This window comes from Microbacterium sp. W1-4-2, from assembly GCF_058349885.2.
The window spans coordinates 1,247,041-1,268,282 of sequence record NZ_JBYRJC020000001.1; the positions used below are offsets into that span (position 1 = coordinate 1,247,041).

Genomic DNA, 21,242 nt, shown 5'->3' on the forward strand with positions numbered 1-21,242 from the left:
GTCGCTAGGTATGAACGCGGAATCGCTCAAGGGCCATCTGGAGCTGCTGGTCCTCTCGGTCATCTCGACGGGTGCCGTGCACGGCTACGGCGTCATCGAAGCGCTGCGCGAACGCAGCGACGGCTCCTTCGACCTCGCAGAAGGAACCGTCTATCCGGTGCTGCACCGGCTCGAACGGGCAGGCCTGCTCCAGCACGAATGGTCGGAGGCGTCCGGGCGCCGGCGCAAGCTGTACCGGCTCACGACGGCCGGCACCGCACGGCTGCAGGAGCAGCGCCAGGGGTGGCGCGAGTTCGTCTCGGCCGTGGATGCGGTCATCCGGAGGCAGTCGTGGCCCGCGATGGCGTGATCGAGGAGTACCTGATCGCGCTTCGCCGCCGCATGCGCGGACGCGCCGACCTCGGCGACCTCATCGATGAGATCGCCGATCACCTTTACAGCGCCGCCGAGCGGCTCGAGGCGGCGGGGGTCGAAGCCGCCACGGCCGAGTCCCGCGCGCTCACCCGCCTGGGCGACCCCCGCCTGGTCGCGTCGCTTCTCATCTCGACACCATCGAAAGGAACGATATTGTCTCTGTTCTTCGCCCGGTATCTGGGCATCTTCGCCGCCTGCGCGGCGGTCGCCTGGGTCGTCGCGGCCTTCGCCGCGTTCTTCGGCTTCACCTCGCTGGCCGGCTCCTGGAGCCAGGAGCAGTATCTGACGTCGGCCGTCCTCGTCGGCGCAGCCTGCGTGCTCACGGCAGCCGTGCTGCTGGGCGTGAACATCCGCGCGCGGGGCCGGGTGGACCGGGCCGCCGTCGCCATCACCGTGCTCGCCCTGGTCGCAGCGGTGCTCGGCACGCTGCTGGCGTGGGTCGTCGCCTTGTGGCTTCCGATCCTGGCCGCCGCCGTGTCGTGGACCTGCGCCCGTGCGCGCCGTGCGCACGCGGGCTCGCCGGCCTTCGCGCTGGCGCTCGCCATCATCGCCCCGCTGTTGGGCATCGCCGCGATCGTCGCCAGCGCCTACGGCATCATCACCGGCAACGAGATGGAGGCGGCGATCTGGGGCTCGGTCGCGGCCCTCGGCGCCGTGCTCATGGCCGGGTTCATCGACATCGCGGCCCGCATGGCACGCACCGTGCGCGGATCGCGGGTCGCTGCGGGCTGACGCTGCACGCCCCACGCCCGGTTGCTCCATGCCCCTCGCCGGGGCATGGAGCAGCCGGCGTCATCCGGCGGGCCGCAGGGCGTCGGCGGTGACCGGGCACGCCTCCGAACGGATCGGATGGCCCTGGGTCGTCAGGCACCGTCCGCTGGCCAGGTCCCATTTCCAGTCGTGCATGCTGCAGGTGAGCACGCCGTCCTCGATCTTGCCGGTCTTTGAGAGGTCGGCGCGCAGATGCGGACAGCGGCGCTGCACCATCCAGTCGCCCAGCTGCACGTCCTCGCTGGTGTCGGCCTGCTCGGAGTACCAGTTCTCCACGTACTCGATGCGGTCGTTCGACAGGCACTTGAAGAATGTGTAGATGAACTCGTTGAACTTGCCCTTGCGCCCGGCCGTGAACTGCATGGACAGGAAGATCGAGTTCGACCAGTCGATCTCGTGGTCGCGGATGTTCGTCGAGATGAGGTCCGCCGGGATCGTGTACCAGAACTCGCAGTCCTCCCCCGTGAACTCGCGCACCTTCGCCTTCGGGAAGTCGACGACGAGGTCGAGCTCGCCGATCGTCATCCGCACCGGTCCCCCGACGCCGAGGCGGATCGTACGGGACTTGCGCAGCAGCGGCTCCCACCAGGCCTTGAGCTCGGCGAGCATGTCGGCGGGCTCCAGCACGGCGGCGCGCGAGGCCTCTTCGGCGCGCAGCTCGGCCTGCCGCGAGGCACGCTGCCCCTCGAGGTAGGTCCACTTGTCGTTGAAGATCCGACCGATCTCGGCGTCCGTGTACAGGGTCTGCGCCACGGTGAGCTCGCCGTGGTCGAGGTCGACCTGCGTGCCCGGCACGAACAGGTAGCCCTTCTGGCCGGGCCGCTGCTCGCGCATGTGGTCGAGGAACTGCGCCTGGTCCGTGAAGATCGCGTCGTCGTCCTGGCCCCAGCCGTTGAACCGGAACAGTTCGTCGCGCAGGAACATCGGCGGCCCCGCCATCGGGAACACATGCTCGGCATCCACCTTCTCGATGTAGTACATGGCCCGCTTGTTCTGCGCGTCGCGCTTGAGGCGGGCGAAGTTCTGCTTCGCGTCCTGCGGCAGGTCGTAGACCATGGGCCACCAGATCGCGCCCGACACCTGGGTGAAATACGCGTCCGGCTTCGAGAACCCGAGCAGCTTCTCGAGGTCCAGCGGGTGCGAGTCGTTCTGGTTCAGGATGCTGGCGGTCCCGTCGTCGACCGACAGCGACGAGTCGCCGATCGGCCCGTCGCTGGGGGCACGCAGCGGCGTGACCATGAGCTTCAGGTCGCCGAACCGCATCGGCACGCCCGCCTCGGTGTAGACGATGTTCTCGTAGCCGAGCCGGCGGAGGTCTGCCTCGAGGTCGTCGGTCGGGTACTCCGGCAGCAGCACGCGGATGTCCTTGCGGATGAAGCGGTGCATGAGCGCCGGGTCGAAGTGGTCGCGGTGCCGGTGCGAGATGTACAGGAAGTCGGCCTGGCCGAACCGCTCCCAGTCGAGGCCGCGGTTGTCGGGGAACGGGAACCACGAGCCGTAGAAGCTCGGGCCGATGACCGGGTCGCAGATGATGCTGCCGCCGGCGGTCTCGATGAACATGCCAGCGTGGCCGAGTCCGGTGATCCGCATGAAACTCCTCCTGGATGCGTCGACCCCCGAGTCTACGCGGGGGTGCCTGCGGGGCCGCCGGGGAACGCCGTGCCGATCCGGGCCGCGGTCAGTCCGAGAACAGTGTGCGGATGTCGTCGGCGGTCAGCGCGCGGGCGAACAGATCGTCGTCGTCCATGACCGAGCGGAACAGCCGCGCTTTGCGCTGCTGCAGGGCCAGCACCTTCTCTTCGATCGTGCCGGACGCGATCAGCCGGTAGACGAACACGCTGCGGGTCTGCCCGATCCGGTGGGTGCGGTCGACCGCCTGCGCCTCGACGGCGGGGTTCCACCAGGGGTCGAGCAGGAACACGTAGTCGGCCTCGGTGAGCGTCAGACCGAACCCGCCGGCCTTGAGGCTGATGAGGAACACCGGTGCCGCGCCGTCGCGGAACGACGAGATCACGTCGTCGCGTCGCCGGGTCGAGCCGTCGAGGTACTCGTACGCCAGGCCCGCGGCATCCAAGCGGTCGCCCGCCTGCTGCAGGAACGACGTGAACTGACTGAACACGAGCGCGCGGTGGCCTTCGGCGGCGAGCTCGGCGACCTGCTCGACGAGCACCTCGAGCTTCGCCGACGGGATCCGGGCGTCCGCCGGGTCGATCAGGCTCGGCGACAGGCTCAGCATGCGCAGCAGCGTCAGCGACCGGAACACGATGAACCGGTTGCGGTCGAGGTCCTCGAGCAGGCCGAGCACCTTCTGCCGCTCGCGCTGCAGGACCGTGTCGTACACGGCGCGATGCGCGGGAGCGAGCTCGACGGGCACGATCTGCTCCTGCTTGGGCGGCAGCTCGCCGGCGACCGCCTCTTTCGTGCGGCGCAGCATGAGCGGACGCACCCGGCGACGCAGGCGCTCGAGCCGGGCAGCGCGATACGGGGCGCCCTCTTGGTTCTCGGGCACTTTGCCCTGTTCGATGGGTCCGATGTAGTCCTGCCGGAAGCGCCGGGCGGACGGAAACAGCCCCGGCGAGGTCAGCGAGAGCAGCGACCACAGCTCGGCGAGCGTGTTCTCCAGCGGCGTGCCGGTGATCGCGAACGTCACATCTGCGCGCAGCCGCGCCAGGGCCTTGTGCAGCTTCGTCGCCGGGTTCTTCGCGAACTGGGCTTCGTCGAGCACGACGCCGCCCCATTCCACGCCGGCGAACTCGGACTCGTCCAGGCGCACGAGCGTGTACGAGGTCACGACGACGTCGACGTCGGTCGGCAGGGCGTCGCCACGCCGCGCGCGGGTCGCGTCGACGACGGCGACCTTCAGGCCGGGCACGAACCGGGATGCCTCGTCCCGCCACGTCGGCAGCACCGACGTGGGCGCCACCACGAGGAACGGCCGGGTCTCACCCGCCTCGCGGGCGTGCGCGAGGAACGCGAGCATCTGCAGCGTCTTTCCCAGGCCCATGTCGTCGGCCAGGATGCCGCCGAGCCGGTGCCGCCACAGGAACGCGAGCCAGTCGAAGCCCGCCCGCTGGTACGGCCGCAGCTGCGCCTCCAGTCGCGCCGGCAGCGGCGTCGGCTCGATCCGCGCGACGTCGCGCAGCCCGTCGGCGGCCGCGCGCCAGGCGACCGCGGGTTCGGACACGTCGGCGAGGTCCTCGAAGTCCTCCCAGAGCGTGGTCTGATAGCGGCTGATGCGCGGCCCGGTCTCCCATTCGGCGATCTCGGACGCCTCGTCGATCAGCTCGCGCAGCCGGTCGAGGGCGGGGTGCTTGAGGGAGAAGTAGGTCCCGTCGACCAGGAGCAGCTTCGTGCGCCGCGTCGCGAGCGCGGTGAACAGCGGCTGGAACGGGATCGTCTGCCCGTCTATCGTGACGATCACCCCGAGGTCGAACCAGTCCGGATCCGTGCTCTCGACAGTCGAGACGGCGATCTCGGGGTCGCCGGTCAGTTCGCGGTACGTGCGGCGTCGTCCTTTGACGTTCACACGGACGCCGTCGATCTCTTCGAGGGCCGGCAGTGTGCGCGCGACGAACTCGGCGGCCTCGATGTCGGCGAGGGTGGCTGTCGGCTCGAACGGCACGGTGGCCGCGTCGCCCCAGACCGCGTCGAGCCGTTCGCGGACGGCCGACTCCGCGTTCGGATCGCGGTCGATCGCCGTCCCGCCGAACGGATGGCGCGTGCCGCCGGCATAGACCCACTCGAACGCATACTCCACGACCTCGCGGGGGCGGAAGCGCACCGTGAGCTCGAGGACGGGCGGCACCGGTTCGGGCAGCTGCACGCCGGACGCGGCCACCAGTGCGGTGCCGCGCGACAGGCGCGGATACGCGGTGCGGAAGAACTCGTCGACGTCGGCGGCCGGGACGGGCATGCCGTCAGGCACCTGCAGGAGTGCGGCGAGCGATTCGCTCAGCGCCATCGGGGCCAGCGTCACCGACACGCCGTCGCGGGCGACGTCCCACGTGTAGACGCCGGTGCGTCCCACCGGGTGCAGGCGCTGGGTGTCGACGGGCAGGCCGTCGATGCGCACTTCGGCGGCGAGGCGCAGTCCGTCGCCGGGCGCCGTGCCGACCACGATGGATGCCTCGGCCCCGGCAGCGAGATGCACGCTCTGGTTCTTGGCCGCCGAGACGATCGCGACGCCGTTGCCGGTGGCGGTCGCCAGGTGCGGCCAGAGCGGGTCGGAGACGACGGCGTCCAGCGTCACCCAGTCCGAGGCGTCGGCGAAGGGGCTCAGGATGCGGTTGTCGCGAGCGATGCTGTACAGATCCAGCAGCCACCGCACGTGGTCGGAACGGAAGCCGAGGCTCGGGCGGCGAAGCGCGTCCCACGTCGCCGTGCCGCGGATCCATCTGCCCGTGGACTCGCTGCGGGCAAGCGGCCGGAGGCCGACGAGCACCTCGCCCGTGGTCGTGGCCAGCAGCCGCGGCGTGGCCGTCTCGACCTTGCGGGGCGCCCAGCTGGCGCCGCCCCGGGCGGGACGCACCCGCAGTTCGACCCCCAGCGCGAGCGCGATGCCGGCCGGCTGGTCGGCGCAGACGAGCAGGTCCCGCCAGGAGGACTGGTCCGATGCGGCCGCGCGCGCAGCGCGGGCGCCCGGCAGCGGGTCCGGCCGGAGCGAGCCGCTACCGGATTCGACCGCGCGTGCGGCCTGGGCGTTGGCGGCCAACAGCGTGGCCACGGTGTGCTTGCACGCGGCCTGCATCGGGCATGTGCAGTTCGTCCACACGATCGGGCCTGCCGCGCGTCCGGCATCGACGCGGATCGTCGTGCGATACGACACCGAGCGGCTGCCGTCGACCGTTGCGCGCAGGATCCCGTTCTTGTCGTCCCAGACGAGGCGCCGCACCGCGCCCTGGCGGAAGTAGTCCACGCCCCGCGGATAGCCGTGGCCCTCCGCCTGACGGCGGATCTGCTCGGGATCGACGAACGGCGGGGTCACGGCATCCATTCTCATCGACCCCTCCGACACCGGCGGGAGCAAAGCGGACTCCGGACGCGTAGAGCCAGGACGCACGCGCTCAGAACGAGCCGGCTCAGGACGAGCGGGCGATGCGCGCGAGCACGCCGTGGACGAACGGCCCGGAGTCGTCGGTCGAGAACTCCTTCGCGAGCTCCACCGCCTCGTCGATCGCGACCGCCGCGGGCACCTCATCGTTGTAGAGGATCTCCCACGTGCCGATGCGCAGCAGCGCCCGGTCCACAGTGGGCATGCGCGACAGGCTCCAGTCGCGCGCCGATGTGGTGATCTGCTCGTCGATCTCGCCCTGATTGTCGATGATGCCGTCGACGATCTCGCGCGCGTACAGCCACGACGCCTCGCGGGCCGGCTCGTTCGCTGCGCGCTTGGCCTCGGCGGCCAGCATCGTGGCCAGCGGCTCCCCGCGGACGTCGGACTGGAACAGGATGTCCATCGCGCGCTTGCGCGCCTTGGTGCGTGCGCTCATCGAGGGCGGGTCAGTTCACGCGGCCGAGGTAGTCGCCCGTGCGGGTGTCGACCTTGACCTTGGTGCCGGTCTCGAGGAACAGCGGCACCTGGATCTCGTAGCCGGTCTCGACGGTCGCCGCCTTCGTCCCCGCCGACGAGCGGTCGCCCTGAAGGCCCGGCTCGGTGTAGGTGATCTCGAGCACGACCGAGGCCGGCATGTCGATGTAGAGCGGGTTGCCGTCGTGCAGGGCGATCGTGACCGCCTGGTTCTCGAGCAGGAAGTTCTTCGCGTCGCCGACGACGGCGCCCGGCACGGTCAGCTGGTCGTAGTCGGACGTGTCCATGAACACGAAGCCGTCGCCGTCGCTGTACAGATACGTGAAGTCGCGGCGGTCGACGTTCTCGATCTCGACCTTCGAGCCGGCGTTGAAGGTCTTGTCGTTGGTCTTGCCGGTCACGACGTTCTTCAGCTTGGTGCGCACGAACGCCCCGCCCTTGCCGGGCTTGACGTGCTGGAATTCCACGACGCTCCAGAGCTGGCCGTCGATGTTGAGGACGACGCCGTTGCGGATGTCTGCGGTGGATGCCATGTGCGATGTTCCGTTTCGTGAGTTCTGCGGGGGCTCGCGGCGAGCCCGACGTTCGATTCTACGGGATGCCTCGTCCCGGCCGCTGAGAAGGGGTCGCGTGCTCGAGGTCAGCCTTCGGACTGCCCGGCGATCACGTCGAGCAGCAGGCGCACGGCCGTGGCGTAGCCGGCGACGCCCTCGCCGACGACGTGGACGGCGGCGATGTCGGCGACGTAGGACACATGCCGGAACTCCTCGCGCTGCGACACGTCCGAGATGTGCACCTCGGCCACTGGCAGGGCGACTCCCGAGAGCGCGTCGCGCAGCACGACCGACGTGTGGGTGAGGCCGCCGGGGTTGATGACGATCCCGGCGCAGTCCTGCCGTGCCGCGTGGATCGCGTCGATCAGCACGCCCTCGTGGTTGCTCTGCACCGCTCGCACCTCGAAACCGAGCTTGGCCGCAGCATCCGCCGTGATCCGCTCGACGTCCGCCAGCGTCTCGGTGCCGTAGATCTCGGGCTCGCGCACGCCCAGCAGGTTGAGGTTCGGGCCGTTGACGAGCAGGATCCGGCGCGGAGAGGTCACGCCCTCACCCTATCGTCCGTGTATTCATCCGGGCCGCGCAATCGGTCCTGCTCCGGACGCAGGTGGTACCACGACCCGCGAGGCTCAACCGGGTCGACACTGCGCAGCAGCATCTTCATCGTCGGCCGTTCGAGCCACGCGTGCACATCGGGATGCGAAGGCTTTCGGCGGCCGGCACGATCTCGGAGCACATCGCTCGGCATGGGCGCTTCTTCGACCCCGTCGGCGTCGATGACCAGCAGGCGGAGCTCCGCCGCCGAGAGGATGCGGACGAAGGTGCGCACATCGACGTCGTCGTCGCCTTCAATGCGCGCTGAGCGTGCCACGTGGCGCCGGCATCGCTCAGATCGGCCGAGCCGCCGTCCGGCCCTCCCTGAAACGACGGGAGTCGACGTGCGCGAGGTCAGCCCCCGGGCCGCGGATGTGAGGGCGGTCGTCTGGTGGCTCGGAGCGGCGGCCGACGTGTCGCCGGCCGATGTCGCAGTGGGCAGGCTACTGGCCGATCTCCTGATAGGCGGCGAACAGCAGCGACTCGTCGGGTGCCTGCATCACGGTCGGGCGGGCGATGTCGTCCAGCACCACGAAGCGCAGCATCGCACCGCGCGCCTTCTTGTCGCGGCGCATCGTGGCCAGCAGCGATTTCCAGGCGTTCGCCCGGTACGTGGTGGGAAGGCCCAGTGAGGTGAGGATGCTGCGGTGCCGCTCGACGACGTCGTCCGACAGCCGACCGGCGAGCCGTGACAGCTCGGCGGCGTACATCATCCCGACGCTGATGGCGGCGCCGTGCCGCCATTGGTAGCGCTCGGAGTACTCGATCGCGTGCCCCAGCGTGTGGCCGTAGTTGAGCACCTCGCGAAGGCCCGCTTCGCGCAGGTCCTCGCCGACGACCTGCGCCTTCATGCCGATCGCGAGTTCGATGCTGCGCCGGAACGCTTCGCTGGTCGGGTCGACGGCGGTCTGCGGGTCGGCCTCGACCAGGTCGAGAATCTCGGGATGACGGATGAAACCTGCCTTGACCACCTCGGCGAAGCCTGCGATGCGCTCGTTGGCCGACAGCGAGTCGAGCAGGTCGAGGTCGCAGATCACGGCCCGCGGTGGCCAGAACGCCCCGACGAGGTTCTTTCCTTCGTTGGTGTTGATGCCGGTCTTGCCGCCGATGCCGGCGTCGACCATGCCCAGCACCGAGGTCGGCAGCTGGACGACCTCCACACCACGCAGCCACGTCGCGGCCACGAACCCCGCGAGGTCGGTCACCGCTCCCCCGCCGAATCCGATGACCGCGTCGGTGCGGGTGAAGTCGGCCTGCCCCATCACCTGCCAGCAGAACGCCGCCACCTCGACCCGTTTGCCGTCCTCGGCGTCGGGGATCTCGGCCAGGAGCACCTGCCGCTCGCCGTCCGACAGCGCTTCGCGCACCTGCTCGGCGGCAAGCGACATCGACGGCTGGTGCACGAGCAGGACCTTGCGGGCGGCCGCCGGCAGCGCCTCGCGCAGCGAATCGATCAGAATGCCGCGCCCCACGGTGACCTCGTACGGCTTCTCGCCGCCCACGGCGATGCGGGTCGTGCCGGTCGGATCGGCGGCGGTGCTGCGGTCGTCGGGGTTGCTCATGGGGCCTCGCTCTCGGATCCGGCGGCCGCGGCATCCCCCGCAGCCCACTGTGCGCGCACCCACTCGGCCACGCGCGCCACGATGTCTCTGATGTGCCCCGTCGACGTGTCGAAGGTGACGTCGGCGAGGTCGTCGTACAGCGCTCCGCGCTGGGCGGCCACCGCCTGCCAGCGCGCCAGGGCATCGTCGCCCTGCAGCAGGGGCCGCGACGTGGACTGGATGCGCCCGGCCACGGTGCGCGGGTCGACCGTCAGCAGCACCACCGGATGGCGGCGCAGTTCGGCGCGCGTGGCGGGATCCAGGATCGCGCCCCCGCCCAGTGCCACGATGCCGTCGGTCTGCAGCGCCTCGCGCACGGCGGCCCGCTCCAGTTCGCGGAACCGGGCCTCGCCCGAGGTCTCGAAGATCTCGGGAATCGGCCCATGCGCGCGGGTCACCGCGATGTCGGTGTCGAAGAACGACACGTGCAGCGCCTTGGCGGTCTTGCGCCCGATGCTCGTCTTGCCGGCGCCCATCGGGCCGATCAGCACGACGGCGCGGCGGGCCGCGCCCCTCGTCATGTCTCCTGCAGCGCCGGGTCGCTCGCCGAGGCGCTGCGCAGGGTTGCGGGGATCGCCGCGAGGTAGGCGTCGAGGTTGCGGAGCGTCTCGGCGACGCTGTCTCCGCCGAACTTCTCCAGCACCACCTCGGCCAGCACGACCGCGACCATGGCCTCGGCCACGACGCCCGCGGCCGGTACCGCGCACACGTCCGAGCGCTGGTGGTGCGCCGAGGCGTCCTCGCCGGTCGCGACGTCGACCGTGTGCAGCGCGTGCGGCACGGTCGCGATGGGCTTCATCCCGGCGCGCACGCGCAGCGTGGTGCCCGTCGACATCCCGCCCTCGGTGCCGCCGGCGCGGTCCGACGTGCGGGCGATGCCGCCGTCGGTCGCGAACAGCTCGTCGTGGGCGGCCGATCCCCGGCGGCGAGTGGTCTCGAACCCGTCGCCGACCTCGACCCCCTTGATCGCCTGGATGCTCATCAGGGCCTGCGCGAGCCGGCCGTCCAGCCGGCGGTCCCATTGCACGTGCGAGCCGAGCCCGGGCGGCAGTCCGTAGGCGAGCACCTCGACGATGCCGCCGAGCGTGTCGCCGTCCTTGCGGGCGGCATCCACCTCGGCGACCATGCGCTCGCTCGTGGCGGGGTCGAAGCAGCGCAGCGGGTCGGCGTCCAGCACGGCCACGTCATCGGGTGCGGGAACCGGCGCGTCGTCGGGCACGCGCACCGGGCCGATCGAGAGCGTGTGGCTGACCAGACGGATGCCGAGCTCGCCGAGGAACGAGCGGGCGATCGCGCCGAGCGCGACGCGCGCGGCCGTCTCGCGGGCGCTCGCGCGCTCGAGGATCGGGCGCGCCTCGTCGAACCCGTACTTCTGCATGCCCACCAGGTCGGCGTGGCCGGGACGGGGCCGGGTGAGCGCGGCGCCACGTCCGCGCGAGCGGTCGGTGAGCTCGACCGGCTCGGCGCTCATCACCTCGGTCCACTTCGGCCACTCGGTGTTGCCGATGCGCACCGCTATGGGGCTGCCCAGGCTCAGCCCGAACCGGACGCCGGCCGACAGGGTCAGCTCGTCCTCTTCGAACTTCATGCGCGATCCCCGGCCGTAGCCGAGCTTGCGCCGGGCGAGGTCTGCCTGGATCGCCTCGCGGGAGACGGGCACGCCGGCGGGCAGTCCCTCCATGAGGGCGACGAGTTCGGGACCGTGCGATTCGCCGGCCGTGAGCACGCGGAGCATTCTTCCAGTCTCCCACGGCCCGCAGCGGGGTCAGTCCCCGATGACGGCGGCGCGCATCGCCGCCAGCACCGCGTCCTCGTCCGCGAGGGCCGCGTCGGGGTCGCCGCCGACGAAGATCCGCACCTGCAGCAGCGCCTGCTCCACGAGCATTCCGATGCCCGAGACGGCGACGCTCCCCCGCCGGTGCCAGGCCCGGGCCAGGTCGGTCGGCCAGTGCCCGTACACGACGTCGTACAGCGTCCCGCCGGCCGCTGCCGCGGCATCCGCCACCTCGTCGGGCACGACCGCGCCTCCGGGCAGCGTCGCGAGCGTGAGCGGCACCTCGGCGTGCCGTCCCGGACCGAGGGCGCCCACACGCACGTCGATGCCGTTGCGCGCACCGAGCGCGGCCAGGGGCCCTGCCGCGTCGGGACGTCGCGCGAGCACCTCCACGCGTCGCACGCCCAGCTCGCCGAGCGCGAGCAGCGCCGAGGTGGCCGTGGCGCCCGCGCCGACGAGCCGCGCCTCGTCCACAGACGCCAGGCCGTGCGCGCGCAGGTCGCGGGCGATGCCGCCGACATCGGTGTTGAATCCGTGCGGGCCGTCGTCGGTCAGCAGCAGCGTGTTGACGGCCCCCGACAGCTCGGCGCGCGCGTCGCGCGTGCGGGCGGCGCGGTGCGCCTCCCCCTTCAGCGGCATCGTCAGCGACAGTCCGCGAAACTCCGGCGCCAACGACGCCAGCTCGTCGGCGAAGGATGCCGCAGCCACCCGCCGGCGTCCGTACGTCCAGTCCAGCCCGAGCACGCGGTACGCGGCGGCATGCAGATCGGGCGAGCGACTGTGCTCGATCGGATCGCCCCAGACCTCCAGTGCCCGGCCCGGTGTCAGCATCCCGAATCCGGGTGCTGAGAGCACCACTCCCGCATCTGCGCGACCGCCTTCTGCTGCTCGGCGTAGGTCGCGCTGAACACGGTCTCGCCGGTGTCCATGTTCACGGTCACGAAGTAGTACCAGGGACCGGCGACCGGGTGCATGGCCGCGTCGATCGCGAGATCGCCGGGGCTCGCGATCGGACCGATCGGCAGCCCGGGATGCACGTAGGTGTTCCACGGGTTCGGATCCTTCAGGGCCGCCGACGACGAACTGGCCGACCCGTCGTGCATCTCGCCGTAGCCGTATTGCGCCGTCGAGTCCATCTGCAGCTTGCCGCCGGTCTGGGTGTTGTTCGGCTGCAGCCGGTTCTCGATCACGCGCGAGACCTTGTAGAAGTCCTTGGTGTACCGCGCCTCGCGCTGGATGATCGAGGCGATCGTGAGGATCCGCTGCCGGTCGGCCGCGGGGACGCCGGCCTTGTCGAGGGACTGCACCGTACGATCGACCATGGCCTTGATGATGTCGGATGCCGTGGACCGGGGCGCGAACGTATACATCGCGGGGAACAGCCAGCCTTCGAGGGTCTTCGCCTTCACGCCGTACTTCGACGGGTCCTTCGCTGCCGCCTGCAGGTCCTTCAGCGGCATCTTCACGCTGTCCGAGACGCGCTTGACGATCTGGTCCTCGGTCAGCCCCTCGGGCAGCAGCACCGAATCCTGCAGCTTCGAGGCCGGGTCCAGCAGCGCCTTGAGCGCGGCGGCGGCGGTCATCTCCTTCTGCAGCTTGTACACACCCGGATAGAACGTCGGGTTCTGCCCGGCGGCCACGAGCATGTCGTAGAACACCGAGGGGGTCTTCGTGACACCCGCGGCGTTCAGGGTCTTCGACACGCTGCCGCCGGTGTCGCCGTCGACGATCGTCACGAGCGCTTCGCCATGGGCGAGGCCGGCCGCGTAGTCCTGTGGCTCCTGCCAGCCCATGATGGCCCGGATCTGCGGCTCGTACGTCGACCAGACGTACCAGCCGCCCGCCCCGATGCCGCCGACCACCGCGACCACGATGGCCAGTGCGATCCACCGTCGGCGGCGCTTCTGCCGTTTGGTCGTCTTCGGCGGCACGACGCCGATGCTATCGCTGGTGATCTGCCCGGTGAACAACTGCTCGATCGACGCGCGGTGCGGTGCCGCGGACTCGTCGTCGGCGCGCTGCGGCCCCGGCAGCAGCGGCTCAGGCCCGTCGGACTGCGTCGCATGGGGGCCCGTCAGCAGCGCGGTGAACGTCTCGGCGTGGCTGAGCGCGTGGCTGTGCGAGCCGCCGCCCGAGGCGGGCTGCTCCGGCTGCGCTCGACGGGCCGCTTCGCGCGCCGCCGCCTCGCGCGCGGCGCGCCGCGATCCCGGTGCGGGGGTGTTCGTGGCTCCCGTACCGGACGGCGGCTCGGGGGCGCGACCGGAAGGTCGGGTCATCGGGTCATCGGGGGTCTGGGGCATGTCAGGCGGGCTCCTGCGCTGGGGGGATCAGGTCCCCGGCCGGCATTCCCGTGCGCTTCTCGATGTCGAGAGCGTGCTGCAGGAAGACCACCGCGGCGACCTGATCGACAATGCTACGAGACGAACGCTGGGATCTCCCGGAAGCCCGCAGTGCATTGTGTGCAGAAACGGTGCTCAGGCGCTCGTCGATCACGCGCACGGGGCGGGGGGATGCCGCAGCCAGCGCCGCCGCGAACTCCCGCGCGTCGACGGTGGACGGCGTGTCGTGCCCGCTCATGTTCAGCGGCAGCCCGACCACGAACTCGAGCGCCTCGTACTCGGCCGCGAGGGCCACCAGGCGCGCGATCGGGTCGCCGCCGCGCGGTACGGTCTCGACCGGTACCGCAAGCAGGCCGTCGGGGTCGCTGCGAGCGACCCCGACGCGCGCCTTGCCGACATCCACGGCCAGACGGACCCCGCGTCGGAACGCGGCGACCGGGCCCGCTTCGCCGTCAGACGTCACCCGCGCTCCAGCGTCGTGCGCACGGCGTCGAGGGCCGCCTCGATCGCGGTGGCGTCGGTGCCGCCGCCCTGCGCCACGTCGTCACGACCGCCGCCACCGCCGCCCAGGACGGACGCCGCGGCCTTCGCCAGCACACCGGCCCTGGCTCCGGCCGCGCGGGCCGCGTCGTTCGTCGCGACGATCACCACGGGTCGACCGCCCGCGGTGGCGGCCAGGGCCACCACCGCGGCGTGCGAGCCGAGCCGGTCGCGCACCTGCAGGGCGAGCGAGCGCACGTCGTCGCCCGAGGCGACGGCTCCGATGGATGCCGCCACCAGGCGCTGCGGGCCGACGGCCGTCGCCGTTCCCGCCAGCGCCGGCGCACGGTCGGTCAGGGCCTTCGCCTCGAACGCGGCGATCTTCTTCTCGGCAGCCTTGAGCTGGGCCGCGAGGTCGGCGATGCGCGCCGGCAGCTGCTCGCGCGGCGTCTTCAGGCTCGAGGTCAGCTGCGAGACGATCGCGCGCTCCGCTGCCAGCTCGCGGAACGCGTCCCTGCCCACGAGCGCCTCGACACGGCGGTTGGATGCACCGACCGATGACTCGCCGACCAGGCTGATCAGCCCGACCTCGGCGCTCGTGGAGACGTGGGTGCCCGCACAGAGCTCGCGCGACCAGGGACCGCCGATATCGACCATGCGCACCGTGTCGCCGTACTTCTCGCTGAACAGCGCCATCGCGCCCATCTGCTTCGCCTCGGCCAGCGGCAGCACGCGGGTGGTCACCGGCAGGTTGTCACGGACGGCGTTGTTGGCGATCTCCTCGATCTCGCTCCTGGTGTCCCCCGACAGCGCCTGGCCCCACGAGAAGTCGAACCGCAGATAGCCGGCGCGGTTGAGCGACCCGGCCTGGGTCGCCGTCCTGCCCAGCGTGTCGCGCAGAGCCGCGTGCACGAGGTGGGTCGCGGAGTGCGCCTGCGCCGCACGACGCCGGTTCGCGGCATCCACCACGCTCGTCGCGCCCTGCCCCACGCCGACCTCGCCCTGCGACACTTCGACGGTGTGACTGACCAGGCCCGGCACCGGACGCTGCACGTCGAGCACCTCGAGTTCATAGCCGGGACCCACGATCGTGCCTTTGTCGGCCACCTGTCCGCCGCTCTCGGCGTACAGCGCCGTCTCGGCGAGGATGACCTCGGCGATCTGGCCCTGCGTCGCACGCTCGGCGGGCTGCCCGTCGACCAGAATGCCGAGCACGGTCGACGCGGTCTCGAGGTCGGTGTAGCCGGTGAAGACCGTCTCGCCCGACGCGCGGAACTGGCGGTAGACGCTCTGGTCGGCGAGGGCGCGCTTGCGGGACTTGGCGTCGGCCTTCGCGCGGGCCTTCTGCTCCTGCATGAGCGAGTCGAATGCGGCGCGGTCGACGTCCAGACCCGCCTCCTGCGCGACCTCGAGCGTGAGGTCGATCGGGAAGCCGTAGGTGTCGTGCAGCAGGAACGCCTCGGACCCGCTGATCGCGGTCTTCGACGCCTTCTTGGTCTCGTCGATCGCGAGGTCGAGGATCGTCGAGCCCGACGCGAGCGTGCGCAGGAAGGTCTCCTCCTCGGCGAACGCATACTGTGAGATGCGCACCCAATCGTCCGCGACCACGGGGTAGGCCGAGGCCATCGCGTCGCGTGAGGCGGTGAACAGCTCCGGGAAGGTGGCGCCGTCGACCCCGAGCAGGCGCATCGCGCGGACCGTGCGGCGCATCAGGCGCCGCAGGATGTAGCCTCGCCCCTCGTTCGAGGGGGTCACGCCGTCCGAGAGCAGCATGAGCGACGAGCGCACGTGGTCCGCGATCACACGGAAGCGCACGTCATCGCCGTGCTCGGCTCCGTAGCGGCGGCCCGAGAGCTCGACGGCGCGATCGAGCACCGGGCGCACCTGGTCGATCTCGTACATGTTCTCGACGCCCTGCTTGATGAAGGCGACGCGCTCCAGGCCCATGCCGGTGTCGATGTTCTTCTTCGGCAGCGGTCCCACGACCTCGAACTCGGTCTTGGAGCGCACGTCGCGGATCTGCTCCTGCATGAACACGAGGTTCCAGATCTCGGTGAACCGGTTGTCGTCGACGGCGGGTCCGCCGTCGCGGCCGTACGCAGGCCCCCGGTCGAAGTAGATCTCCGAGCACGGGCCGCCGGGCCCGGGCTGGCCGGTGTGCCAGTAGTTGTCCTCGGTGCCCATCCGCTGGATGCGCTCGTCGGGCAGGCCCGCGATGCGCTTCCACAGCGCGGCGGCCTCGTCGTCGGTCTCGTAGACGGTGACCCACAGGTCCTTCTCGTCGAAGCCGAGGCCTCCTGCCGACTCGGGGCTGGTCAGCAGCTCCCAGGCGTAGGTGATGGCGCCTTCTTTGAAGTAATCGCCGAACGACCAGTTGCCCAGCATCTGGAAGAACGTGCCGTGGCGCGCGGTGTGCCCGACCTCTTCGATGTCGAGTGTGCGGATGCACTTCTGCACGTCGGCCGCGCGCGGGTACGGCGCGGGCACCAGACCGCTCAGGTACGGGATGAACGGCACCATGCCGGCGATCGTGAACAGGATCGACGGGTCATCGCTGACCAGGGACGCCGACGGGACGATGACGTGGTCGTTCTTCTCGAAATAGTCGAGGTAGCGCTGGGCGATCTCAGCGGTCTTCATGCAGGTCTTTCATGGTCGAAGGCGATGCCCCGCACGGGTCGCGGAGCAGCAGGAGCGGTCTCAGAGAGCGTGCGGGGTATCGGATGCCGCGGCCGCGGCATCCGTCCCGCCGGCCAGGCGCGCGTCCTCTTGGCGGTACGCGTCGCCCATCCGGTCGGTGAACTCGGCGATGCGCGCGTCGAGCTCGGCGAGCACCTCGCGTCCGCGGGGGTCCTTGTTGACGAAGTGGGCCAGGACGAACCCGCCGGCGACGCCGACCAGGAACCACAGGAGCTTCTTCATGTCATCCCTTCCGCGCGCATTCCTGCCCTGACCGGGCGGATGCGGCATCCCCCATCGTATGCGGTGATGGCGAAGGGGCGCCGGGATGATCCCGGCGCCCCTTCGGTCGCGTAGCTGTGCCCATGGCCGCTTCGCGGCTAGTACTGCGCGCCGCTTATCGCGCCGCGTAGCTGTGCCTATGGCCGCTTCGCGGCTAGTACTGCGCGCCGCTTATCGCGCCGCGTAGTACTCGACGACGAGCTGCACGTCACAGGTGACGGGCACCTCGGCGCGCTTCGGGCGACGCACGAGGCGCGCCTGCAGCTTGTCGAGCTCGACCTCGAGGTAGCCCGGAACCGGAGGCAGCACCTCGGCGTTGCCGCCGGCGGCTGCGACCTGGAAGGGCTCGGTGCCCTCGCTGCGCTGCTTGACGTGGATCAGCTGACCCGGCTTCACGCGGAACGACGGGCGGTCGACGAGCTGGCCGTCGACCATGATGTGACGGTGCACGACGAACTGGCGGGCCTGGGCCGTCGTGCGGGCGAAGCCGGCGCGCAGCACGAGGGCGTCCAGACGCATCTCGAGCAGCTCGACGAGGTTCTCACCGGTCAGTCCGTCCTTGCGGCGGGCCTCGTTGAACGCGATGCGCAGCTGCTTCTCGCGGATGCCGTACTGCTCGCGCAGACGCTGCTTCTCACGCAGACGGACGGCGTAGTCGCTGTCGGCCTTGCGCTTGGTGCGGCCGTGCTCGCCGGGGCCGTAGGGGCGCTTCTCGAGGTAGCGCGCGGCCTTCGGGGTGAGTGCGACGCCGAGGGCGCGGGACAGGCGGACCTTGCGGCGGTCCTGGGACTTCGTGACCACGAAGTGTTCCTTCCATGACGCGGCCGTGTCTTTCACGGCTCGCGGACGTATCCCCCGCTCTTCGCCCTTCCGGACTGCACGCCGGAGCACGCCGGAAGGTCTCGATCAGAAGAGGGAGATGCCCGAAAACCCGGTTTCGAGCCGCTCAAGTCTATCAGAGCCGGCGTCGCTGCCCGCCGCTCACTCCCCGAGGATGCGACGTATCTTCTCCAGTCGCGCCTGCACGTCGCGCTCGGCGCCCAGCGCCTTCGGCTCGTAGTAGCGGCGGCCGCGCAGCGGATCGGGCAGATACTGCTGCGGCGCGACGCCGATCTCGCTGTCGTGGGGGTACACATACCCCTTGCCGTGTCCGAGGCGCTTCGCCCCGGCATAGTGCGCGTCGCGCAGGTGCACCGGAACGCGCCCGAATCCGCCCGCCCGCACGTCGGCGATGGCCTTGTCGATCGCGAGATACGCCGCGTTCGACTTGGCGGTCGTCGCGAGGTACGCCGTGGCCTCGGCGAGTGGAATCCGCCCCTCCGGCATCCCGATGAACGCCACTGCATCGGCGGCGGCGACCGCGATCTGCAGCGCCTGCGGATCGGCGAGCCCGATGTCTTCCGCTGCCGAGATGACCAGTCGCCGGGCGATGAACCGCGGGTCCTCGCCGGCCTCGATCATCCGCGCCAGGTAGTGCATCGACGCGTCGACGTCGGAGCCTCGGATCGACTTGATGAACGCGCTGATCACGTCGTAGTGCTCGTCGCCCTGCCTGTCGTAGCGCAGCAGGGCCTTGTCGACCGCCTGCGCCACGGCCTCGGCGGTGATCACAGGGATCTCGCCGTCGGCGGGTGTCGCGATGGAAGCCGAAGCCTCCAGTGAGGTCAGCGCCCGGCGCGCATCGCCCGACGCGAGGCGCACGAGCGCCGATCGGGCGTCGTCGCCCAGCCGCACGGCGTCGGCGAGCCCGCGCGGGTCGCCCACGGCCCGATCGATCAGCATTCCGATGTCGTCGTCGGACAGCGGCTGCAGGGTCAGCAGCAGCGAGCGGCTCAGCAGCGGCGAGATCACCGAGAACGACGGGTTCTCGGTGGTCGCTGCGATCAGCACGACCCAGCCGTTCTCGACCCCTGGCAGCAGCGCGTCCTGCTGGGCCTTCGTGAACCGGTGGATCTCGTCGAGGAACAGGATCGTGGACTGACCGTACAGATCCCGCTGGTTCAAGGCATCCTGCATCACTTCTCGCACGTCGCGCACGCCGGCCGTCACGGCCGACAGCTCGACGAAGCGCCGCCCCGACGAGCGCGCGATGGCCTGCGCCAGCGTGGTCTTGCCCGTCCCCGGCGGTCCCCACAGGATCACCGAGGCGGCGGAGGCGGATGCCGCGTCGGGATCGGCGAGCTTCACCAGCGGCGATCCCGCCCGCAGCAGATGCTGCTGACCGGCGACCTCGTCGAGCGAGGTCGGACGCATCCGCACGGCCAGCGGCGTCTGACCGGCGAACAGGGCGCTGGGCGATGTCACCGATCCAGGCTATCCGCAGCCGGCGACATGCCGATCCGCCGCCGGGCCCTCCCCGCCTCTTTGCCCCTGCAGGCGAGGGTTGAATAGGATCATCGCGTCCGGCCGTGGCCGGCAATCACCCGAGGGAACAGCCCGAGAAGGAGGCGCCGTGGCCGCCGGTGGCAGGAGCAAAGAGGCGCGCGAGCAGCGCGAACGCGCCCGGGCGTACCAGGCCCGCCAGCAGTACAACACCGGCCGCACCCGCCGTCGCACCCGCGACAACCTGATCGGCGGCATCGGCGGAGCCGTGCTGCTGCTGGTCATCGCCGGCGCCCAGCTCGCCTTCTACACGGCAGGGCCGGGCAGACCCTCGCCCGAGGCCACGCGCACCCCCACGCCGACGGCGACCGTGCCCTCCCCCACGGCGACCGCACCGTCGCCGACCACGACCCCGTGACCGACCCCATTCCCGTACTAGGCTTGTGACCCGTCCATCCCCCGCAGACGGCGCGAGCCGTGATGAGGTGCTACACGTGACTGCCGACGCAGAGAACATCCCCGTCCCCACGCCGGTTCCCGGCCCCCCTCCCGCCGCCGCGAAGGCGCGTCTGGCCGCCGCCGCCGAAGCCCCCGCCGACGCCGAGCCCTGGGGCCGCGTCGACGAGAACGGCGTCGTCTCGGTGCGTGAGGGCACGGAGTGGCGGGTCGTCGGCGAGTATCCGGACGGAACGCCCGCCGAGGCGCTGGCCTACTTCGAGCGCAAGTTCGCCGACCTGGCCGGCGAGGTCTCGCTGCTCGAGGCCCGGCATCGCGGAGGCGGTGCGTCCGCGGCCGATCTGCGCACGACCGCCGCCGTGGTCCGCGAGAAGACGGTGGATGCCGCAGCCGTCGGCGATCTGGCAGGCCTGCAGGAGCGCATCGATGCGCTCCTGGCCGGTCTCGAAGAGGCCGCCGTGGCGGAGAGCGCCGCGGCGCGCGAAGCCGTCGACGCCGCCATCGCGGAGCGCACGACGCTCGTAGAGCGCGTCGAGACGCTGGCCGCCCGCGACCCCAGGTCGGTGCAGTGGAAGCAGACGACGGCCGAGCTCGCCGACCTGTTCGCGCAGTGGCAGGCGCAGCAGCAGAACGGCCCGCGCCTGCCGAAGTCCGCGGCGCAGCGGCTGTGGAAGCGGTTCCGCGACGCGCGCGCGACCATCGACCGTCAGCGTCGCGAGTTCTACGCCGAGCTCGACGAGACCCACAAGGCCGCCCGCACCCGCAAGACCACGCTGGTCGAGCGGGCCGAAGCCCTCGCCCCGCGCGGCGAGGACGGCATCCCCGCATACCGCGACCTGCTCGACTCGTGGAAGGCTGCCGGCCGCGCCGGCAAGAAGGCCGACGACGCCCTGTGGGCCCGGTTCAAGGCAGCCGGCGACGCCCTCTACGGCGCCCGCGTCGAGCGTGAGAACGCCGAGGTCGAGGCATCCCGCGAGAAGATCGACGCCAAGCGCGCACTGCTCGAAGAAGCCGCACCGATCGTCGATGAGGCCGACCTGGCGAAGGCCCGCACCGCCCTGACCGGCATTCAGCGCCGCTGGGACGAGATCGGCCGCGTGTTCCCCCGCGACAAGGAGCGGGCCCTCGACGACGAGCTGCGCAAGATCGAGGTCAACGTCCGCGGCCGCGAAGACGCCGACTGGAAGCGGAACAACCCCGAGACGAAGGCGCGCGCCAACGACATGACGCGTCAGCTCACCGATGCGATCGCCAAGCTCGAGCAGGAGCTGGCGGATGCCGAAGCCGCCGGCGACGCGAAGGCCACCGCCGCCGCGTCCGAGGCGCTGCAGGCGCGCAAGGCGTGGCTGAAGGCCGTCGGCGGCTGACCGGCGCGTCCTCGGTCGGCGTTGTCCACAGCGTTCGGCCCCGCGCCGACGCGCGCGTGGGCGGATGCGTCAGACTGCGAGG

General features: G+C 71.0%; 20 protein-coding genes. 4 read left to right on the forward strand and 16 right to left on the reverse strand.

Annotation, left to right across the window (positions count from 1 at the left end):
* Window positions 1–10: 10 nt before the first annotated feature.
* Both AC3RX0_RS05745 and AC3RX0_RS05750 read left to right on the forward strand, forming a co-directional pair.
* Window positions 11–349, forward strand: a complete 339-nt coding sequence (locus AC3RX0_RS05745; RefSeq protein WP_491504958.1) for a PadR family transcriptional regulator — start codon at window positions 11–13, stop codon at window positions 347–349.
* Window positions 331–1,146 (forward strand): permease prefix domain 1-containing protein, encoded by an 816-nt coding sequence (locus AC3RX0_RS05750; RefSeq protein WP_491504959.1) that lies wholly within the window; start codon window positions 331–333, stop codon window positions 1,144–1,146. The genes AC3RX0_RS05745 and AC3RX0_RS05750 overlap by 19 nt, the downstream gene beginning before the upstream one ends.
* 60 nt (window positions 1,147–1,206) lie before the next feature.
* On the opposite strand, the gene AC3RX0_RS05755 is transcribed toward AC3RX0_RS05750, so the two are convergent.
* The 16 genes from AC3RX0_RS05755 to AC3RX0_RS05830 all read right to left on the reverse strand — a co-directional run bounded on the left by AC3RX0_RS05755 (window position 1,207) and on the right by AC3RX0_RS05830 (window position 19,319).
* Window positions 1,207–2,775 carry a Rieske 2Fe-2S domain-containing protein gene (locus AC3RX0_RS05755; RefSeq protein ID WP_491504960.1) on the reverse strand — a complete coding sequence of 523 codons (1,569 nt, stop codon included), beginning with the start codon at window positions 2,773–2,775 and terminating at the stop codon, window positions 1,207–1,209.
* An 88-nt stretch (window positions 2,776–2,863) separates the two neighbouring features.
* The gene (locus tag AC3RX0_RS05760) at window positions 2,864–6,178 is read right to left on the reverse strand and encodes a DEAD/DEAH box helicase (protein WP_498165906.1); all 3,315 of its coding nucleotides are present in this window, start codon (window positions 6,176–6,178) and stop codon (window positions 2,864–2,866) included.
* A gap of 85 nt (window positions 6,179–6,263) precedes the next feature.
* Window positions 6,264–6,674, reverse strand: a complete 411-nt coding sequence (nusB, locus tag AC3RX0_RS05765) for a transcription antitermination factor NusB (RefSeq protein WP_491504962.1) — start codon at window positions 6,672–6,674, stop codon at window positions 6,264–6,266.
* A 10-nt stretch (window positions 6,675–6,684) separates the two neighbouring features.
* A complete protein-coding gene (gene efp, locus AC3RX0_RS05770) occupies window positions 6,685–7,245 on the reverse strand; it encodes an elongation factor P (RefSeq protein WP_491504963.1) in 561 nt (186 codons plus the stop codon).
* A gap of 107 nt (window positions 7,246–7,352) precedes the next feature.
* Complete coding sequence (gene aroQ / locus AC3RX0_RS05775) at window positions 7,353–7,811, reverse strand: type II 3-dehydroquinate dehydratase (RefSeq protein ID WP_491504964.1); 459 nt, start codon at window positions 7,809–7,811, stop codon at window positions 7,353–7,355.
* Window positions 7,808–8,137: a hypothetical protein gene (locus tag AC3RX0_RS05780; protein WP_491504965.1), complete on the reverse strand. Its 330-nt coding sequence runs from the start codon at window positions 8,135–8,137 to the stop codon at window positions 7,808–7,810. Before AC3RX0_RS05780 ends, aroQ begins: the two co-directional genes overlap by 4 nt.
* A gap of 166 nt (window positions 8,138–8,303) precedes the next feature.
* Window positions 8,304–9,422: a 3-dehydroquinate synthase gene (gene aroB / locus AC3RX0_RS05785; RefSeq protein ID WP_491504966.1), complete on the reverse strand. Its 1,119-nt coding sequence runs from the start codon at window positions 9,420–9,422 to the stop codon at window positions 8,304–8,306.
* A complete protein-coding gene (locus tag AC3RX0_RS05790; protein ID WP_491504967.1) occupies window positions 9,419–9,982 on the reverse strand; it encodes a shikimate kinase in 564 nt (187 codons plus the stop codon). Before AC3RX0_RS05790 ends, aroB begins: the two co-directional genes overlap by 4 nt.
* The gene (aroC, locus tag AC3RX0_RS05795) at window positions 9,979–11,196 is read right to left on the reverse strand and encodes a chorismate synthase (protein ID WP_491504968.1); all 1,218 of its coding nucleotides are present in this window, start codon (window positions 11,194–11,196) and stop codon (window positions 9,979–9,981) included. Before aroC ends, AC3RX0_RS05790 begins: the two co-directional genes overlap by 4 nt.
* 30 nt (window positions 11,197–11,226) lie before the next feature.
* Window positions 11,227–12,066, reverse strand: a complete 840-nt coding sequence (locus AC3RX0_RS05800; RefSeq protein WP_498165891.1) for a shikimate dehydrogenase family protein — start codon at window positions 12,064–12,066, stop codon at window positions 11,227–11,229.
* Window positions 12,060–13,511 (reverse strand): endolytic transglycosylase MltG, encoded by a 1,452-nt coding sequence (gene mltG / locus AC3RX0_RS05805; RefSeq protein ID WP_491504970.1) that lies wholly within the window; start codon window positions 13,509–13,511, stop codon window positions 12,060–12,062. Before mltG ends, AC3RX0_RS05800 begins: the two co-directional genes overlap by 7 nt.
* A 25-nt stretch (window positions 13,512–13,536) precedes the next feature.
* Entirely contained in the window at window positions 13,537–14,037 is a 501-nt protein-coding gene (gene ruvX / locus AC3RX0_RS05810; RefSeq protein WP_491504971.1) for a Holliday junction resolvase RuvX, read from the reverse strand.
* The gene (gene alaS, locus AC3RX0_RS05815) at window positions 14,034–16,694 is read right to left on the reverse strand and encodes an alanine--tRNA ligase (RefSeq protein ID WP_491504972.1); all 2,661 of its coding nucleotides are present in this window, start codon (window positions 16,692–16,694) and stop codon (window positions 14,034–14,036) included. The genes ruvX and alaS overlap by 4 nt, the downstream gene beginning before the upstream one ends.
* A gap of 60 nt (window positions 16,695–16,754) precedes the next feature.
* Window positions 16,755–16,976 (reverse strand): ATPase, encoded by a 222-nt coding sequence (locus tag AC3RX0_RS05820; protein ID WP_491504973.1) that lies wholly within the window; start codon window positions 16,974–16,976, stop codon window positions 16,755–16,757.
* 210 nt (window positions 16,977–17,186) lie between these two features.
* Window positions 17,187–17,816: a 30S ribosomal protein S4 gene (rpsD, locus tag AC3RX0_RS05825; RefSeq protein WP_491504974.1), complete on the reverse strand. Its 630-nt coding sequence runs from the start codon at window positions 17,814–17,816 to the stop codon at window positions 17,187–17,189.
* Between the two features lie 180 nt (window positions 17,817–17,996).
* Window positions 17,997–19,319 (reverse strand): replication-associated recombination protein A, encoded by a 1,323-nt coding sequence (locus AC3RX0_RS05830; RefSeq protein ID WP_491504975.1) that lies wholly within the window; start codon window positions 19,317–19,319, stop codon window positions 17,997–17,999.
* Between the two features lie 148 nt (window positions 19,320–19,467).
* Here AC3RX0_RS05830 and AC3RX0_RS05835 point away from each other — a divergent pair, with 148 nt between their 5' ends.
* Together AC3RX0_RS05835 and AC3RX0_RS05840 are read left to right on the forward strand one after the other, a co-directional pair.
* On the forward strand, window positions 19,468–19,755 hold the full coding sequence (locus AC3RX0_RS05835) for a dioxygenase (protein WP_491504976.1): 288 nt from the start codon (window positions 19,468–19,470) through the stop codon (window positions 19,753–19,755).
* Window positions 19,756–19,831: 76 nt separating this feature from the next.
* Window positions 19,832–21,160 carry a DUF349 domain-containing protein gene (locus AC3RX0_RS05840; RefSeq protein WP_491504977.1) on the forward strand — a complete coding sequence of 443 codons (1,329 nt, stop codon included), beginning with the start codon at window positions 19,832–19,834 and terminating at the stop codon, window positions 21,158–21,160.
* The last annotated feature ends 82 nt before the right edge of the window (window positions 21,161–21,242 follow it).